General features: G+C 75.0%; 14 protein-coding genes. 3 read left to right on the top strand and 11 right to left on the bottom strand.

Translation table 11 applies throughout. The features are described from left to right. Positions 1-254: 254 nt before the first annotated feature. The 6 genes from egtD to ABZ573_RS27500 all read right to left on the bottom strand — a co-directional run bounded on the left by egtD (position 255) and on the right by ABZ573_RS27500 (position 6,306). On the bottom strand, positions 255-1,220 hold the full coding sequence (gene egtD, locus ABZ573_RS27525) for an L-histidine N(alpha)-methyltransferase (protein ID WP_327028590.1): 966 nt from the start codon (positions 1,218-1,220) through the stop codon (positions 255-257). 45 nt (positions 1,221-1,265) lie between these two features. Beyond that, complete coding sequence (gene egtC, locus ABZ573_RS27520) at positions 1,266-2,012, bottom strand: ergothioneine biosynthesis protein EgtC (protein WP_358121902.1); 747 nt, start codon at positions 2,010-2,012, stop codon at positions 1,266-1,268. A gap of 121 nt (positions 2,013-2,133) precedes the next feature. Continuing rightward, positions 2,134-3,471, bottom strand: coding sequence for an ergothioneine biosynthesis protein EgtB (gene egtB / locus ABZ573_RS27515; RefSeq protein WP_327028592.1), 1,338 nt, complete (start codon positions 3,469-3,471; stop codon positions 2,134-2,136). Beyond that, positions 3,468-4,700: an ergothioneine biosynthesis glutamate--cysteine ligase EgtA gene (egtA, locus tag ABZ573_RS27510; RefSeq protein ID WP_327028593.1), complete on the bottom strand. Its 1,233-nt coding sequence runs from the start codon at positions 4,698-4,700 to the stop codon at positions 3,468-3,470. Before egtA ends, egtB begins: the two co-directional genes overlap by 4 nt. A gap of 204 nt (positions 4,701-4,904) precedes the next feature. Continuing rightward, positions 4,905-5,660: a hypothetical protein gene (locus ABZ573_RS27505; protein ID WP_327028594.1), complete on the bottom strand. Its 756-nt coding sequence runs from the start codon at positions 5,658-5,660 to the stop codon at positions 4,905-4,907. Between the two features lie 16 nt (positions 5,661-5,676). After that, positions 5,677-6,306 carry an RNA polymerase sigma factor gene (locus tag ABZ573_RS27500; RefSeq protein ID WP_151455280.1) on the bottom strand — a complete coding sequence of 210 codons (630 nt, stop codon included), beginning with the start codon at positions 6,304-6,306 and terminating at the stop codon, positions 5,677-5,679. Between the two features lie 548 nt (positions 6,307-6,854). On the opposite strand from ABZ573_RS27500, the gene ABZ573_RS27495 reads away from it, so the two are divergent. After that, complete coding sequence (locus tag ABZ573_RS27495; RefSeq protein ID WP_151455279.1) at positions 6,855-8,216, top strand: serine/threonine-protein kinase; 1,362 nt, start codon at positions 6,855-6,857, stop codon at positions 8,214-8,216. A 142-nt stretch (positions 8,217-8,358) separates the two neighbouring features. Beyond that, on the top strand, positions 8,359-9,621 hold the full coding sequence (locus tag ABZ573_RS27490) for a nucleotide sugar dehydrogenase (RefSeq protein ID WP_327028595.1): 1,263 nt from the start codon (positions 8,359-8,361) through the stop codon (positions 9,619-9,621). A 59-nt stretch (positions 9,622-9,680) separates the two neighbouring features. Here the strand turns inward: ABZ573_RS27490 and ABZ573_RS27485 are convergent, their stop codons facing one another. The 5 genes from ABZ573_RS27485 to ABZ573_RS27465 all read right to left on the bottom strand — a co-directional run bounded on the left by ABZ573_RS27485 (position 9,681) and on the right by ABZ573_RS27465 (position 15,765). Beyond that, positions 9,681-12,164 (bottom strand): ABC transporter permease, encoded by a 2,484-nt coding sequence (locus tag ABZ573_RS27485; protein ID WP_358121898.1) that lies wholly within the window; start codon positions 12,162-12,164, stop codon positions 9,681-9,683. Beyond that, positions 12,161-12,955: an ABC transporter ATP-binding protein gene (locus ABZ573_RS27480; RefSeq protein ID WP_327028597.1), complete on the bottom strand. Its 795-nt coding sequence runs from the start codon at positions 12,953-12,955 to the stop codon at positions 12,161-12,163. Before ABZ573_RS27480 ends, ABZ573_RS27485 begins: the two co-directional genes overlap by 4 nt. A gap of 149 nt (positions 12,956-13,104) precedes the next feature. Then, positions 13,105-13,770, bottom strand: a complete 666-nt coding sequence (locus tag ABZ573_RS27475; RefSeq protein ID WP_151455275.1) for a response regulator transcription factor — start codon at positions 13,768-13,770, stop codon at positions 13,105-13,107. Next, positions 13,767-15,011, bottom strand: a complete 1,245-nt coding sequence (locus tag ABZ573_RS27470; protein WP_358121896.1) for a histidine kinase — start codon at positions 15,009-15,011, stop codon at positions 13,767-13,769. The genes ABZ573_RS27475 and ABZ573_RS27470 overlap by 4 nt, the downstream gene beginning before the upstream one ends. Positions 15,012-15,078: 67 nt before the next feature. After that, complete coding sequence (locus tag ABZ573_RS27465) at positions 15,079-15,765, bottom strand: DUF305 domain-containing protein (protein ID WP_358121894.1); 687 nt, start codon at positions 15,763-15,765, stop codon at positions 15,079-15,081. Between the two features lie 138 nt (positions 15,766-15,903). Between ABZ573_RS27465 and ABZ573_RS27460 the strand changes: the two genes are divergently transcribed. Then, the gene (locus tag ABZ573_RS27460; protein ID WP_358121892.1) at positions 15,904-17,355 is read left to right on the top strand and encodes a hypothetical protein; all 1,452 of its coding nucleotides are present in this window, start codon (positions 15,904-15,906) and stop codon (positions 17,353-17,355) included. The last annotated feature ends 54 nt before the right edge of the window (positions 17,356-17,409 follow it).

The following is a 17,409-nucleotide window of genomic DNA, read 5'->3' as shown; positions in this document are numbered from 1 at the left end:
CTTCCGGATCATGCCGGGAGGAGGTACGGGGGCGCCCTCGACCCGGCTGCAACAGCCTGGGTCGAAGGTCTCGCCCGCCTCGGATGACGAGGCCGCGTGGCCGGATGCGGAACGCACCAGTGTGTCGACCACGACATTGGGGGCTACTCCCCTTCGCGTCGCCCAGCCTAGCCGATCACCGGTCGGGCCGGCTCCGGCGGGTGAAGATGCTCACCCGCCGGCGACCCCGCCGGTCACCTGGCGCGGCCCACCGGTCAATCGGCGCGGGCCAGGGTGACGCCGAAGAGGCCGGCCGGATCGGTCCAGAAGTCGTGGGCGGCGAAGCCGGCCGAGCCCAGTTCGGCGGCAATCCCCTCGGGCCGGAACTTCGCCGACACCTCCGTGCGCAGCTCCTCGCCCTCGGCGAAGGTGACCGCCAGGTCCAGCACCCGTACGCGCATCGGCCGCCGCGCCCGCAGCCGCATCTCGATCCACTCCCGCTCGGCGTCCCAGAGCGCGACGTGGGCGAACCCCGCGGGATCGAAGTCGGCGCCCAACTCCCGGTTGACCACCCGCAGCACGTTGCGGTTGAACTCGGCGGTGACCCCGGCCGAGTCGTCGTACGCCGGCACGACCACCGCCGGGTCCTTGACGAGGTCGGTGCCGATCAGCAGCCAGTCCCCCGGCTCCAGCGCGGCCCGCATCGCGGCGAGGAACCGCGCCCGCTCGACCGGCAGGAGGTTGCCGATCGTGCCGCCCAGGAAGAGCACCAGCCGGCGCCCTCCGGTCGGCAGGCGGTCCAGGTGGCGGGTGAAGTCCCCCACGATGCCGCGCACCCGCAGCCCGGGGTAGTCGGCGGCGATCTCGGCGGTGGACTGCCGCAGCGCGCTGACCGACACGTCCAGCGGCACGAACGTGCCGAGCCCGCCCCGGCGGGTGAACGCGTCCAGCAGCAGCCGGGTCTTCTCCGACGAGCCCGAACCGAGCTCGATCAGCGTCTTCGCCCCGGTCAGCTCGGCGATCGTGGCCGCCCGTTCGGCCAGCACCGCCCGCTCGGCCCGGGTCGGGTAGTACTCCGGCAGGCGGGTGATCTCCTCGAACAGCTCGCTGCCGCGGGCGTCGTAGAACCACTTGGGGGGCAGCCACTTCTCGTCGGCCGTCAGGCCGGTGCGGACGTCCTCCCGCAGGCTGCGGCCCAGGTCCTGCTCCTCCAGGTGGATCTCCAGCGGCTCCGCGCTCATGTCATCCCCTTCGTCGTCGGGTGGAACGTCCCTGTCGGCCGGCGGTCAGACCTCGGCGAGGGCGCGGACGCGTACCCCCGTCGCCGTGGCCTCCACCAGTTGCCCCTCCGGCACCGCCTGCCAGCCGGGGTCGTCGTCGTGCGGCTCGGACGCCAGCAGCACCGAGGCCGGCGTCGCGCGGATCGACAGCGCGTGCCCGGCCACGCTGGCCACCACCGTGCGCCCGTCGGTGAGCAGCAGGTTGAGCCGGGACCCGGGCGCGGCCCCGGCCACCGCCGTCACGGTCTCGGCGACCGCGCGCGCCGGCTTCACCCCGGCCCGCAGCCGGTGCCGCACCAGCGCCCACACCAGCGCCGAGTCGGTGGCCGCGTCGAGGGTGAGCAGGTCGCGTACGGGCAGGATGGCGGCGAGCGCGACCATCGAGTCGGGCCAGCCCCGCACCACCCCGTTGTGGCTGAACAGCCAGCGCCCCTCGGCGAACGGGGCGGCGGCCCCGTCGAGGACCGCCATGCCCACCGTGGCGGAGCGGACGGCGGCCAGCACCGCGCCGGCCGAGGTGACCTGCGCGAGCTGGGCGATGGTCGGGTCGCTCCAGATGGGCTGCGACCGCCGGTAGCGCACCGGCTCACCGTCGCCCGGGTACCAGCCGACGCCGAAGCCGTCGGCGTTGATCGTCCCGCCGCCGCGCATGTCGCGGGGCGCCCAGGACTGCCGCACGAGCGAGTACGGCGGGTCGAACAGCAGCTCCCGCAGGGTGACCGGCGGCCCCAGGTAGGCCAGGTGGCGACACATCAGGCGACACCGCCCGGCCCGGCGGGGCGGCCCGGGCGCCGGCCGCCGATGTCGCCCCGCCCCGGGGGCCGGCCCCGGAACGGGGTGCCTGCTCCGGCCCAACCGTCCGGCCGCCTCGTCGTCACGGCTGCGACTCCTCCGGCCGGGCGTCCCGCGCGCAGCGGAAACCACTGAAGATCTGCCGCCGGATCGGGAAGTCCCAGTTGCGGAAGGTGCCCCGGCAGGCGGCCCGGTCGGTGCCGAACGACCCGCCGCGCAGCACCCGGTGGTCGTCGCCGAAGAAGACCTCCGAGTATTCGCGGTAGGGGAACGCGGTGAAGCCCGGGTGCCCCCGGAACGGCGTGGAGGTCCACTCCCACACGTCGCCGATGAGCTGGTGCACGCCCAGCGGCGAGGCGCCGGCCGGGTAGGCGCCCACCGGCGCGGGCCACAGGTGCCGCTGGCCCAGGTTGGCGTGCTCGGCGGTGGGGTCGTCGTCGCCCCACGGGTAGCGGCGGGAGCGGCCGGAGGCGGGGTCCCAGCGGGCCGCCTTCTCCCACTCCGCCTCGGTCGGCAGCCGCTTGCCGGCCCAGGCCGCGTACGCCCGCGCCTCGTGGTAGCAGACGTGCACCACCGGCTCGTCGTCGCGGACCGGCGCCCACCGCCCGAACCGCCGGTAGGCCCAGCCGTCGCCGTCGCGTCGCCAGTGCATCGGCGCGACCAGCTCCGCCTCCCGGCGGTGCCGCCAGCCGGCCGGGCTCCACCAGCGCGGGTCGTCGTAGCCGCCGTCGGCGATGAACTCGCGGTAGCGCCCGTTGGTCACCGGCGCGGCGTCGATGACGTACGCCGGCAGGTGGACCCGGTGGGCGGGTCGCTCGTTGTCCAGCGCCCACGGGTCGGTGTCGGTGCCCATGGTGAACTCGCCGGCCGGCACCAGCACCTCGGCGTCGACCCGGACCGTCGGTTCCGGCGGCGGCGGGGCGTGCAGCACCGCCGGGCCGGCGCGCAACTGGTGGGTGGCGAGCATCGTCTCGTCGTGCTGCTGTTCGTGCTGCACGATCATGCCGAAGGCGAAGCCGTCGGCGACCAGCGGCCGCTCGGTGAACGCGACCCGGTCCAGCAGGTCGAGCACCTTGTCCCGGACGGTGTGCAGGTAGGCGCGGGCCTCCTGCGGGGGCAGCAGCGGCAGCGCCGGGCGGTCCCGGCGGGGCTGCTTGAACGCGTCGTACAGCTCGTCGATGTCCCGCCGGACGGGTTCGCGCCCGCCCACGTCCCGGACCAGCCAGAGTTCCTCCTGGTTGCCCACGTGGGCGAGGTCCCAGACCAGCGGGGACATCAGCGGCGAGTGCTGCCGCGTCAGGTCGGCCTCGTCGACCGCCTCGGTCAGCAGGGCGGTGCGGGCGCGGGTGCGGTCGAGTTCCGCCGCGATCCGGCTGCGCAACTGCTCCGGGCCCGTTGGGCGCGTGGTCGTTCCGGTCACCGGTGACTCCTCCCCGCGGCGTCGCGTCGCCGCCGTACGCCTCGGTCGATGTCGTCGTGCAGGGCCGCCGGCAGGTCGAGCCGGGGCAGGGCCGCGAGGGCCAGGTCGAACAGGTCCGCCGCCGCGGCGGCCAGCGCCGGGTCGCGCAGGCCGTGGCGGGCGGCGGCGTGCCACCGGTGCGCCACCGGCCCGGCGACGGCGCGGGCCGCGCGGACCGTGCCCGGGTCGGCGAGCAGGACGGCCAGCACCGCGAGCGGGAGCACCCAGCCCCGGCCGGGCTGCGTGTCGAGGTAGCGCAATTCCAGGTAGCCCCGGGGCCGCACCGGCGGGAAGAGGGTGCTCACGTGGTAGTCGAGGTCGTCGGTGGTGGGCGGTCGGGGCAGCGCCCCGTCGACCCAGTCGGCGAACGTGATCCCCGGCGGCGGCGTCCAGTCCGGGCCGTCGCCGCGTACGCAGAGCAGTGGCGCGGCGAGGACGTAACTGGTCCAGGCCGTGACCGGGTCGGCGTCGGCCTCCGGCGTCCACACGGGACGGGTGCGGGCCGGGTCGATGCCGTACCAGGCGGCCATCCGGGCGGACGCCCAGCCGGTGCTGTGCCCGGCGTGCCGGTCGGCCGTGGCGAACGCGGCCAGCAGGGGCGGCCCGAGCGCGTGCACCGCCGCCCAGCGCTCCGGCAGGTGTGCCGGCTCCCCGGCGTCCAGGCAGACCTGGAGACCGGCGGTGCTGTACATCATCGTCCGGCCGGCCGGGCCGCGCCGGTCGAAGACGTGGCGCATGGCGCGGTAGCGGGGGCCCTCGACCACCGGGCGGGGCGGCCGGTGCGGGTCTATGCCGCTGCGCCCGAGGACCAGCCCGGCGGCGTCGAGCAGGCCGGTCAGCACGGCGATGTCGCCGTCGGTGGCGTGGATGAGGGTGGCGAGCGAGGTGCGTGGCGCGGTGGAGATCTCCAACTGCCCGCCGGGCTCCACGGTCACGGTGCCACCGTGCGGGAGCGGCTCGGCGGGGCTCGCGCGGTCGAGGGTGCGGGGGCTGTGTCGCCCCAGGGCCGCCCGGAGCCGCCCGCCGTCGACCGGGCGGGCGGGGTCGGCGGCGTCGTGCACGGTCCATTCGAGTTCGACGCCGGTGTGGGTCGGTGGGCCGGTCTTGAAGCAGATGCGCGCGAGGTGGCCCTCGGCGGCGGCGGACTCCCGCAGGACGGTGGTCCGGTCGAGCTCCGGCGATGTCACCACGGCATGGCCCCCTTCCCGGCCGACTTCCGTTCGGTGTCACCGTAACGCCACCCACCGTCATCGGCGCGGGCGTCGGTGGCCCCACCCACTCCTGTCTAGCAGACGAATTCCGCGCGGCCGGCCGGAACGTGCAGCGGAAACGGCGGTCCCGACCCGTCGCGACGGGCCGGGAGAATCAGCGGCCGGGACCGACCGCGAGGGGCGTCAGTCGGTCGCGGTGGGAGACGGGGTCGGGCTCGACCCCTTCTTCGGCGGCTTGTCCGGCGACTCCTTCGCCGCCACCTCGGGCAGCAGTTCCCCGCAGAAGCCTTCGACCTGCTCCCGGCCGCCCGCCGCGGCCACCAGGCGCGCGAACGAGGGGGTGTCCAGGGCCTTCTCCCGCTGCGCCGGCTTCTTGGCCAGGTACGCACGGCAGAGTCCGTGCAGTTGTCCGGTGTGCTGCTGGGGCGATCCCGGCGCGTCGCCGGCGGTGCTGCCGGGGGCGGGTGCGCCCGAGGTCGGGGTGGCGGAGGGGTGGGGCGGGGTCCCGGTGGGACGGCCACCGGTGTCTCCGGTCGATCCGTCCCGATGCGGGCCCGTGGTCGCCGGCGCCGGGGTGGTGGGGCGGGGCGGGGGGGCCGGGTCGTCGGCCCGCTCCAGCGTGACGGCGGCGAAGGCGGCGCCCGCGGTCGCGGTGACCGCGATCCCCGCGCCCCAGGCCATGGCGCCGGCGGTGAACCGGCGCCGGCGTGGCGACGGGACGGTTCCGGCGGCGGGGCCGGCCGCACGCGCCGCCCGGAAGGCCGCCAGGGCGTCCTCCTCCCCGGCCAGTTCGCCGGGGCGGGCGGGGGCGGCGGCGGCGGAGAGCAGCCGGGCGAGCGGCTCGGCGTCCGGCGTACGGGAGGCATCCGCGCGGGCGGCGTCGAGGAGCCGGTCGGACGCGCCGGGGTCGGCGGGCCGCTCGGTCCGGCGAAAGAACATCCTGGATCCCCTCACGTCAACCGTCCGCCGGTTCGGCGTGCGACGTCTGCCGCCGGCCGGTACGCGGTCGGGGCGCCGCGGCGGCCTCGGGGGCGGCCGGCGACCGGCTCGGGTCGTAGCGTTCCATCAGGACGGCGAGCCGGCGCAGCCCCCGGTGGGCGGCGGTACGCACGGCACCGGCCCGGCGACCGAGTACCCGCCCGGCGGTCTCGGCGTCCAGCCCGACGACGGCGCGCAGCAGGACGGCCTCGGCCTCGCGGGGCGGCAGGGTGGCGATCAGCGCGAGCGCCGCCTCGGTGCCGATCGTCTCGCCGGCCCGTTCGGCCGTGTCGGCGTCGCCGGCCAGTTCGGCGAGCGCCTGCACCGGCACGGGCAGCGAGGGACGACGGCGTTGCCGGCGCAGGTGGTCCATGGCCCGGTTGCGGGCGATGGTGACGGTCCAGGCCCGGAACTCGCCGCCGGTGAAGCTGGGCAGGTCGCGGGAGACCTGCAACCAGGTCTCCGAGGCGACGTCCTCGGCGTCCGCGCCGACCAGGGCGGTCAGGTATCGAAGCAGGCCGGGCTGGAGGCTGCGGTAGAGGAAGCGGAAGGCGTCCTCGTCGCCGGCCTGCGCCGCCACGACGGCCTCGTTCAGCTCACCGGCCATGTGGTCGCCGCTTCCGTGCCGTGGACACGCACAGGCGGCGCACGCCCACGTGGGCGTGCGCGAGGCAAGCACGGTCCGGCAGACGGACCTGATCCCGCACCCTCAGCCCCCCGCTGACCTGATCACGCCCGGGACCGCGTCGCCCGGACGGTACGTCTGGACTCCTGCCGTGGCGGCACGGCCGGTGGCGCAGGTGCCGCGGCGACGCCGTGGGGCGGGCCCGAGTCGGGCTAACGCTAGGAGCGCCGGGTCGATCGGGCAAGCCCGCTCCGGTGGGCAGAAGAGTGAGAATTATCTAGCCGTTCGGCCGGTCGGTCGCCGTAACGGCGCGGCGGCCCGGGACGCTGCACCCTGCCGACGGGCGCGGGCGGCGGCGCATTCGACCAGCCCACGACGGGCATGGGGGGAATGTCGTCACACACGGTCCACGGACGCTCACAGCCTATCCGAGGCGGGTACGGTCCCGCCGCCCCCACCGCGCGGTCGGCGCGGGCCGACCCGACGGCACGCGGCGCGCCGATCCCCGCCAGCCTGGGTACGGTAATGCTGTGTTGTCATCGGAGGTCGTACTCAGCGGTCGCTACCGCCTGGACGAGCGTGTCGCCACGGGCGGCATGGGCGACGTCTGGCGGGGCAAGGACCTCGTCCTCGGCCGACAGGTCGCGGTCAAGGTCCTGCTGCCGGCGCTGGTCTCCGACCCCGACTTCATCGCCCGCTTCCGTGCCGAGGCCCGGATCATGGCCGCCCTGCGCCACCCGGGCATCGTCCAGGTCTTCGACAGCGGCGAGGACGACCTGCCCGACGGCGGGCGGGCCGACTACCTGGTCATGGAGTTCGTGACCGGCCAGCCGCTGTCCAAGCGCATCGAGGCCGTCGGGCGTCTCGACGTGGCCGAGACGATGGCGATCGTCGCGCAGGTCGCGCAGGCGCTGCACGCCGCGCACCTCGGCGGGATCGTGCACCGCGACGTCAAGCCGAGCAACCTGCTGGTGCAGGAGGACGGCAGTGTCGTGCTGGTCGACTTCGGCGTCGCCCGGTCGACCAACATCACCAGCATCACCAGCACGAACGCCGTGCCGGGCACCGCGCTCTACATGGCGCCGGAGCAGGCCGCCGGCCGGCCGGTGTCCGGCGCGACCGACATCTACGCCCTCGGCGCGGTGACCTACTGCTGCCTGAGCGGCAGCCCGCCGTTCACCGGCGACAACCCGCTGCAGGTCGCCGTGCGCCACCTCGACGACGAGCCGCCGGAGTTGCCGCACGACGTTCCGGAGGCGGTCCGCGCGCTGGTCTCCCGCGCCCTGGCCAAGGATCCGGCCGACCGGTTCAGCAGCGCGGCGGCGATGGCCGAGGCCGCCCGCGCCGCCGTGTCCGACCCCTCCGCGCCGACCGCCATGGTGCCCGCCGCCGCGGCGGCGGGCGGCGTCGACCCGGGCACCCGCACCGACGTGCCGGTCGCCGCGACCGTGGCCCGCCGGAGGCGACGCGGCACCCTGGTCGGCGCGGCCACGGCGGTGCTGGTGGCGCTGGCCGGCCTCGGCGCGGCGCTCGGCGCGTCGCGCGAGGCCGACGCGCCGGCGGTCAAGGTCCCGCAGGCGACCACTCCGGCCGCGGAGCCGAGCGGCGGCGCCGAGGCGCCGGTGAAGCAGGAGGACGCCCCCGTCGACCCCGGGCGGCCGTTCCGGCCCACCGGCTCCACCGCCAGCCCCTCGCCGTCGGCCACCGCGCCGCCGGTCTCGCCCCAGCCGAGCGGGTCGGCGGCTCCGGAGTCGCCGGATCCCACCAAGACCGACGATCCGCCGGTGGCCACGCCCAGCACCAGCACCGCCCCGACGCAGACCACGCCGCCGACGGAGCCGACCCCGACCCAGACCACCCCGGTCGAGCCGGCCAATCCGCCTGCGGTCTGAGCGCCGGCGCCCGGCCGCGTGATCCCGTGGTGACGCCACGCCGGTCCCACTGGCACCGATAACCCCAAACCGGACGTACGGGCACAGAAATCACTCTAGGCTCCCCAGCAGGCACTTTCCGCCCTCTGCCTCAGGAGCCCGGGTGAGCGTTGAGAAGTTGGTCGTCATCGGCCAGGGATACGTCGGCCTGCCGCTGGCCATGCGAGCCGTCGAGGCCGGCCTGGACGTGGTCGGCCTCGACGTCGACTCCGACCGGGTCAAGCGGCTCGCGTCGGGCGAGTCGTTCGTCGAGGACATCCCCGCCGACCGGCTGGGCAGCGCGCTGGGCAGCGGCCGGTACCGGCCGAGCACGGCGTACACCGACGCGGAGGGCTTCGACATCTGCGTGATCACGGTGCCCACGCCGCTGCGCGACGGCACGCCCGACCTCAGCTTCGTGGAGCAGGCCGGCGTCGGCATCGGCCCGTACGTGCGGCCGGGCTGCACGGTGATCCTGGAGTCCACCACCTATCCCGGCACCACGGAGGAGCTGCTGCGCCCGCTGCTGGAGTCGGCCAGCGGGCTGCTCAGCCCGGGCGACTTCCACCTGGGCTACAGCCCCGAGCGGATCGACCCGGGCAACCCGACCTGGCGCCTGGAGAACACCCCGAAGGTGGTCTCCGGGATGGACGCGGTCGCGCTCGCCCGGGTGGACGGGTTCTACCGCCGGCTCGTGGAACGGACCGTGCCGGTGGACTCCACCCGGGTGGCGGAGCTGACCAAGCTGATCGAGAACACGTTCCGCCAGGTGAACATCGCCCTGATCAACGAGCTGACGATGCTCTCCCACCACCTCGACATCGACGTCTGGCAGGCGATCGAGGCGGCGGAGAGCAAGCCGTTCGGCTTCATGCCGTTCCGGCCCGGCCCGGGGGTCGGCGGGCACTGCCTGCCGATCGACCCGTGCTACCTGTCCTGGCAGGTCAAGCGGCGCCTCGGGCGGCAGTTCCGGTTCATCGAGCTGGCCAACGACGTCAACCACGAGATGCCCGAGCACGTGGCCCGACGGGTCATGAACGGGCTGAACCGGGCCGGTCGTGCCGTCAGCGGGGCCCGGCTGCTGCTGCTCGGGCTGGCGTACAAGAAGAACACCGGTGACATGCGGGACTCCCCCGCCGTCGACGTGGCCCAGCGCCTGCAGGCCCTCGGCGCGGACGTCCGGGCGGTGGAGCCGTACGCGGAGCCGCACCAGATCCCGGGCGGTGTGCTCGTGGTGGAGCTGACCGAGCGGGAGGTCCGGGCGGCGGACGCGGTGGTGGTGGTCACCGACCACGACGACTTCGACTACGACCTGGTGACCCGGCACGCCCGGTACGTCTTCGACACCCGCAACCGGTGTGCCGGCCCGGTGGTGGAACGCCTGTAGACCCGGCACCGCTGGCCGGTCCCGTCACCCGGACGGGCGACGGGACCGGCCGGCGGCTGTCACTGGTCGCCGAGCGCCTCGACCACCGGCCGGGACAGCGTCCGGCGCGCCGGCAGCACCGAGGCGACCAGGGCGGCCACCACCGCGACCCCGAGGATCAGACCCAGCTGCCCCACCGGCAGCACCACGGCGAAGTCGCCGCTGATCCGGGCCAGCAGGGCCATCGCGGCGGCGCTGACGCCGGTGCCCAGGCCGACCCCGAGCAGCGCGCCGACCAGCGCCATCAGCACCGCCTCGACGGCCAGCATGGCGCGCATCCGCCCGCGGGTCAGGCCGACCGCCCGCAGCACGGCGTTCTCCCGGGTCCGTTCCACCACCGACAGGCTCAGCGTGTTGGCGACCCCGACCAGCGCGATCACCACGGCCAGGCCCAGCAGCGCGGTGACGAGGGCGAGCAGCATGTCGACCGTGGCGGTGAGCATCTTCTTGTACGCGCCCTGGTCCATCAGGTTGGCCGTCGGATAGCGGGCGACCACCGCCTCGACGGCGGCCCGGGCCCGGTCGGCGGAGACCCCGTCGGCGGGGTCGATCTCGGCCAGGAAGCCCCGCTCGTCGGGGAAGATGGCGGCGAAGTCGGCGTCCACCACGTCGATCACGTGGCCGTCGGGGACGGGGCTGCCGGCGAGTGCCGGTCCGTCGGCGGTGACGACCGCGGCCACCCGTAACGACCGGCCGCGCACGGTGACGGTGGAGCCGGTCGTCCAGCCCCGGGCCTCGGCCAGCTCCCGGTGCACCAGCACCCATCCGGGGCCCAGCCGGTCGACGTCCCCCGCCACGACGCCCGTCAGCGTCCGGGCCACCAGGGCGGGGTGCGCGGCCTGGATCTGCACGCCGGCAGCGACGGCGCCGCGCTGCTCGTGCACCACCGCCAGCTCGGGCCGGGCGCGCAGCTCGGCCACCAGCGGCGCCGGCAAACTCCCGCCGATCCCGGTGACCAGCCAGTCGACCCCGATCTCGGCGTCCACGCTGCGCTCGATGCCGTCCTTGGTGCTGCGGGCGCCGACCACGAAGGCCGACACCAGACCGATCCCGATCACCAGGGCCGTGGCGGTCGCGGCGATCCGGCGTGGATTGCGTACGGCGTTCGCCACGGCCAGGCCGGCGGTGGCGCCGAACAGCCGGCGGGCCGGCCACCCCAGCACCCGGACCAGCGCCGGCACGAGCACCGGGCCGAAGAGCACGATGCCGAAGAAGGTGAGCACGCCACCGGCGGCCACGAGCACCACCTGGACGGCGTACGCGGCGCCGACCAGCGCGGCGATCCCGGCGGCGAAGACCAGCGCCCCGACGGTCAGCCGGAGCCGGCCGGCGCCCCGGGCGGGTTGGACCGCCGCGTCGGTGAGCGCGGCGACCGGGGCGATCCGGGTGCCCCGCCACGCGGGCAGCAGGGCGGCGCCCATCGTGATCGCCGTGCCGAGGAGCAGGCTGACCAGCACGGTCGATCCGGTGACGGTGAGCCCGCCGGGGGCCGGCGCGTCGAGGCGCGCCATCACCTGGTTCATGCCGCCGGCCAGGGCCACGCCGATCAGCACGCCGACCGCGGAGGCGACCAGCCCGAGCAGCGCGGCCTCCAGCAGCGCGGCGCGGAACAGCTGGCCCCGGGTCGCGCCGACCAGCCGCAGCAGCGCGGTCCGCCGGATCCGCTGCGCCAGCACGATCGCGAAGGTGTTGGCGATGACGAAGCCGGCGACCACGACGGCGACCCCGGCGAAGGTCAGCAGCGCCATGTTGAACTGCTGGAGGTCGCGGACCGCGTCGGTCACGGCGTCGTCGAGGATCCGCTGCCGGGTCTTGACGGTCGCGCCGGCGCCGACGGCCTCGGCGGTCCGCTCGACGAGCGCCTCGTCGGCCGGGCCCGGCCGGGCGGCCACCATGATCCGGTCGTAGCCGCGTTGGCCGGTCACCGCGAGGGCGTCCGCGCCGACCAGGCCGATGAACGGACCGCCGACGTCGCGGGCGGTGCCGGCCACGTCGACCGTGCCGACCAGCGTGTACGGGCGGGCCGCTCCCCCGCTGCCGCCGACGCGTACGGGCGCGCCGAGGGCGAAGCCCTCCTCCGCCGCGGTGGGCGCGTCCAGCACCACCTCGCCGGGGCGGTCGGGCAGCCGGCCGGCCACCACGTCGTACGAGCGCAGCGCCTCGTCGACGGGGATGGCGGCGAGGACGGCGTAGCCGAGCACGGGGCGGCCGTCGGCGCCGACGATGCCGCCGGAGCCGAGCAGCTCCCCCTCGGCGGCGGCGACCCCGTCGAGGGAACGCACCTTCTCGACCAGCGTGGCCGGCAACGGGTCGTCGGTGGTGGAGTGGACGGCGAGGTCGGTGTGCCGGTCGAACGCGCCGGCCCGCTCGTACGCGCCGGTGCGCATCCCGTCGACGAAGATCAGCGTGCCGGCGATGAACGCGACGCCGAGCACGATGGCCAGCGAGGAGAGCATCAGGCGCAGTGCCTCGGCGCGGAGCTGGCGCAGGGTCGTCCTGATCACCGGGTCACCGCCTCGCGGCCGGCGGCCGGTACGCGTGCCGCGTCGAGGCCGGCGAGCGCGTCGAGCACGCGCTCGGCGGTCGGCGCGGTGAGGTCGCGTACCGGCCGGCCGTCGGCGAGGAAGACCACCCGGTCGGCGTGCCCGGCGGCCGACGGGTCGTGGGTCACCATGATCACCGTCTGGCCGAGAGTGTCGACGGCCTCGCGGAGCAGGCGCAGCACCTCGGCGCCGGAGCGGGAGTCCAGGTTGCCGGTCGGCTCGTCGGCGAAGATCACCCACGGCTTGGTGATCAGGGCGCGGGCGACCGCCACCCGCTGCTGCTGGCCGCCGGAGAGCTCGGCGGGACGGTGGCGCAGCCGGTCGGCGAGACCCACCGCCACGACGACCTGGCGCAGCCAGGCCCGCTCCGGCCGCCGGCCGGCGATCGCCAGGGGCAGCACGATGTTCTCCTCGGCGGTCAGCGCCGGCAGCAGGTTGAACTTCTGGAACACGAAGCCGACCCGGTCGCGGCGCAGCAGGGTGAGCCGCTTGTCGTCGAGGCCGGCGAGGTCGGCGTCGCCGATGCGCACGCTGCCGGAGGTGGGCCGGTCCAGGCCGGCGAGGCAGTGCATGAGGGTGGACTTGCCGGAGCCGGAGGGGCCCATGATGGCGGTGAACCGGCCGGCGGCGAAGTCGACGTCGACCCCGTCGAGGGCGACGACGGCGGCCTGGCCGGCGCCGTACCGCTTGGACAGGCCGCGGGCGGTGACCGCCACGCCGGCGGTGGCGTGCGCGGGAGGTGCGACGGACACGTGGAGCTCCCCGTGGAGATCGTGGCTGGGACGTCTCCGACGCTATGGGCGCCGCCGGTCCGGCCGCGTCCACCCGCGCGTGGTGATCCCGCTGCGACCTCGGGAGCCCCTGACGGGGTGGGCCCGTACGACCTGGGTCGTAGACCGGCTCAGCCGCCGGGGGTGACCAGCCCCGTCTCGTACGCCAGCACCACGGCCTGCACCCGGTCGCGGAGCTGGAGCTTGGCGAGGATCCGCCCGACGTGCGTCTTCACGGTGGCCTCGGCGACGTGCACCCGGGCGGCGATCTCCGCGTTGGAGAGGCCCTGCGCCACCAGCAGGAGGATCTCCCGCTCGCGTTCGGTGAGCTGGCCGATCCGGGGGTCCTCGGCGGGCCCGGGGCCGAGCCGGCCGGCGAACCGGTCGAGCAGCCGCCGGGTGATGGGCGGGGCGACCACCGAGTCGCCCCGGGCGACCACCCGGATGGCGGCCAGCAGCTCCTCGGGTGGGACGTTCTTGAGCAGGAAGCCGCTGGCGCCCGCCTGGAGCGCGGCGAAGGCGTCGGCCTCGGTGTCGAAGGTGGTGAGCACCAGCACCCGGGGCGGTCCGGCGGGACGGTCCCGGCAGATCCGGCGGGTCGCCTCCACCCCGTCCATGGTCGGCATCCGGACGTCCATCACCACGACGTCGGCCTCGACGCGGGCCAGCAGCCGCAGGGCGTCGGCCCCGTCGATCGCCTCGCCGACGATCTCCAGGTCCGGCTGGGAGCCCAGCACCATCCGGAAGCCGGCGCGGACCAGCGCCTGGTCGTCCACGATCACCACGCGGACCGTCATGCCGCCGTCACCTCCGTCGTCGGGGACGTCGACGGTAGCGGCAGCCGCGCCTCGACCTGCCAGCCCCCGGCGAGCCGCGGGCCCGCGGTGAGGCTGCCGTCGTACACGCCGACCCGCTCGCGCATGCCCACCAGGCCGTGCCCACCGGACGGCGCGGGACTGACCGGCGGCCGGCCACGCCCGTCGTCGACCACCCGGACCATCACGGCGTCGCCGGCGTGCGCGACGGTGACCTCGACGTCGGCGCCGACCCCGGCGTGCTTCAGGGCGTTGGTCAGCCCCTCCTGCACCACCCGGTAGACGGTCAGTTCCAGCCCGGGCGGCATCGACACCGGCTCCCCGGTGACCGCGTGCCGGGCCCGGAGGCCGGCGGCACGGAACCGGTCGAGCAGGGCGGGCAGCTCCGTCAGCGCCAACCGGCGGTGCGCCGGGTCGGCGGTCGCCCCGGCGTCGCCGGGCGCACCCGCCGCGCCGGGCCCGGCCTGCGCGTCCGGCGCGTCGGACTCCCGCAGTACGCCGACCAGCCGGCGCATCTCCTCCAGCGCCTGCCGGCCGGTGTCGGCGACCACCTTCACCGCCTGGCGGGCGGTCTCCGGGTCCCGGTCGAGCATGAACCGCGCCCCGTCGGCCTGCACGATCATCACCGCCATGCTGTGCGCCACCACGTCGTGCAGTTCGCGGGCGATGCGGGTGCGTTCCTCGGCGACCGCGGCGCGCGCCTCCGCCTCGCGTTCCCGCTCCAGGGTGGCGGCCCGCTCCTCCAGGGTGAGCACGTAGAGCCGGCGGGTGCGCACGTTCAGCCCGACCAGCCAGACCGCCCCGGTGACCAGCCCGTAGTAGATCGCCGCCGCCCACCAGGCGATGGCTCCCGAGGTCTGGAGGCCGGCGAGCACCACCCCGACGGCGGCGCCGATCCCGGCGAGGACACCGTCGCGGAGCCGGTCGGCGTACTTGATGACGCTGTAGAGGGCGATCAGCACCGCGACGTCGAAGGGCAACGGCCCCCACCCGGCGACCACCTGCACCATCGCGAGCGCGGCCACCACGGCGGCGACCGCCGACGGGTGGGCCCGGCGGAACAGCAGCGCCACCGCCATCGCGGCCCCGACCAGGGTGGCCCTCCCACCGCCGGGCTGGTTCGCCATGCCGGCGAGGCCGAGGAGCGCCACCGTGGCGGAGACGAAGGCGTCGAAGGCGACGCCGCGCAGGGGGCGGCCGAGGATCGCGCGGTTCACAGTCACCCAGCGTACGTGCCGCAGGTCAGGGGGTCACTCCGCCCCGAGGCCGGGACCGGGCCGCCCGCCCGGGTCAGGCCAGCAGCTCGCGCATCCGGTCGATCTCGACGGTCTGCTCGGTGGCGACGGAGTTGGCGAACTCCGACAGGGTGAGGTCGGCGCCGACCTTGAGCAGGTCCGTGGCCATCTGGACCGCGCCCTGGTGGTGCTCCGTCATCATCCGCACGAAGAGCCGGTCGAACTCGGCGCCCCGCGCCGCCGCGAGCTGCCGGATGGCCTCGGGCGTCTGCATGCCCCGCATGCCCTCGTGGTCGTGCCCGGCCACCTCGGTGGAGAGCCCGCGCGCCTGCAACCAGCCCCGCATCAGGCCGATCTCGGGGCCCTGGCTGGCCCGGATCCGCTCGGCGAGGGCGCGCAGGGCCGGGTCGCCGGCGCGGTCACCGGCCAACTCCGCCATCTCGAGCGCCTGGGCGTGGTGCGGGATCATCATCCGGACGAACCAGACGTCCATCGAGTTGTGCCGGGCCGTGGGGGCGTCGCGCAGCTCCTCGGCGGGCCGGACCGCGGCGGTCTCGCCGGGCCGACCGGGAACGATCACCGGGGGTCGGCTCGGACCGGCCGGGGCGGACGTCCGGGCGGCGGTCTGTCCCGCCGGCACCGCGGTCGGGTTGTCGGCGGCACGGGACAGGAGGACGACCGCCACCGTCAGCAGACACGCGGCTGTGACGACGGCGAGGGTCCGCGCGCGGCGGTTGGTCATGGGCCACTCCCCCCGGTAGAGGTCATGGCGATGCTATCCATCGACGAACGGGCTTCGATGTGATTCACATCACATCGATGGAACTCTCTGGACGGTAAGGTGTCCACCATCGTCATCCCCTTGCGAAGGACGTCGCCGATGACCAGTTTCCGCACCTTGCGGGCCAGGCGGCTCACCACCGTGAGCCTGGCCGCGGCCGGTCTACTCCTCGCCAGCGTCGCCACCGCCACGCCGGGAAGTGCCGGCGTGGCGGCGCAGTCCGCCCCCTCGGGCACGGCGGACACCACCAACACCATCCCGGGCGTCGACGAGATCGTCAGCAGCCCCAACCTCCGGCAGATCGCCAACCTGCCGAAGCAGGCGCCGCTGGACGCCACCAACAGCGACCTCGCCTTCCAGGGCCGCTACGCCTTCGCCGGCAACTACAACGGCTTCGTCATCTACGACATCTCCCAGCCGACCGTGCCGACGGTGGTGTCGCAGGTGTACTGCCCCGGGTCGCAGAACGACATCTCCGTCCACGGTGACCTGCTGTTCCTCTCCACCGACTCCTCCCGCAGCGACGACTCCTGCAACAGCACCAGCGCGCCGGCGACGGAGAAGGCGTCCTGGGAGGGCATCAAGGTCTTCGACATCAGCGACAAGGCCAACCCCCGCTACGTCAAGGCGGTGGAGACGGCCTGCGGGTCGCACACCCACACCCTCGTGCCGGGCAAGGACCGCAAGACCGTCTACCTGTACGTCTCCTCGTACAGCCCGCGGGCGGAGTTCCCCGACTGCCAGCCCCCGCACGACTCCATCTCCATCGTGAAGGTGCCGGTGAAGTCGCCCACGGACGCGGCGGTGGTGGCCTCCCCGAACCTCTTCCCCGACGGCGGCTACGAGGGCCGGCCCGGCGGTTCGGCGACCACCGGCTGTCACGACATCACGGCGTACCCGGAGAAGAACCTCGCCGCGGGCGCGTGCATGGGTGACGGCGTGCTGATGGACATCTCGAACCGGGAGGCCCCCCGGCTGATCAACCGGGTCCGGGACACCGTCAACTTCGCGTTCTGGCACTCGGCCACGTTCAACAACGCCGGCACCAAGGTGGTCTTCACCGACGAGCTGGGCGGCGGCAGCGCGGCCACCTGCAACGAGGCCGTCGGACCGGAGCGGGGCGCCAACGCCATCTACGACATCACCGGTCGCGGCGACGCCCGGACGATGGTCTTCCGCAGCTACTACAAGATCCCCCGGATGAACGCCGACACCGAGAACTGCGTGGCGCACAACGGCTCGCTGATCCCGGTGCTCGGGCGCGACATCATGGTCCAGGCGTGGTACCAGGGCGGCATCTCCGTCTGGGACTTCACCGACTCGGCCAACCCGCAGGAGATCGCGTTCTGGGAGCGGGGTCCGATCTCGATCGACCGGCTCGTCGGCGGCGGCTCCTGGTCGGCGTACTACTACAACGGCTACATCTACTCCAACGACATGGCCAAGGGCTTCGACGTCCTCAAGCTGACCGACTGGCGGACCTGGACGGCGAACCTCGTCCGCTACCGCGAGCTGAACGTGCAGACCCAGCCCAGCTACCTGAGCTGGTAGTCGCAACGCGCCGACGGGCCCGCCCCCCACCGGGGTCGGGCCCGTCCGTGTCCG

Origin of the sequence: Micromonospora sp. NPDC007220 (genome assembly GCF_040634035.1) — a bacterium.
Lineage (GTDB): Bacteria > Actinomycetota > Actinomycetes > Mycobacteriales > Micromonosporaceae > Micromonospora > Micromonospora reichwaldensis.
The sequence above is the reverse complement of the archived record's forward strand: the minus strand, read 5'-3'. Positions and strand labels throughout refer to the sequence as shown.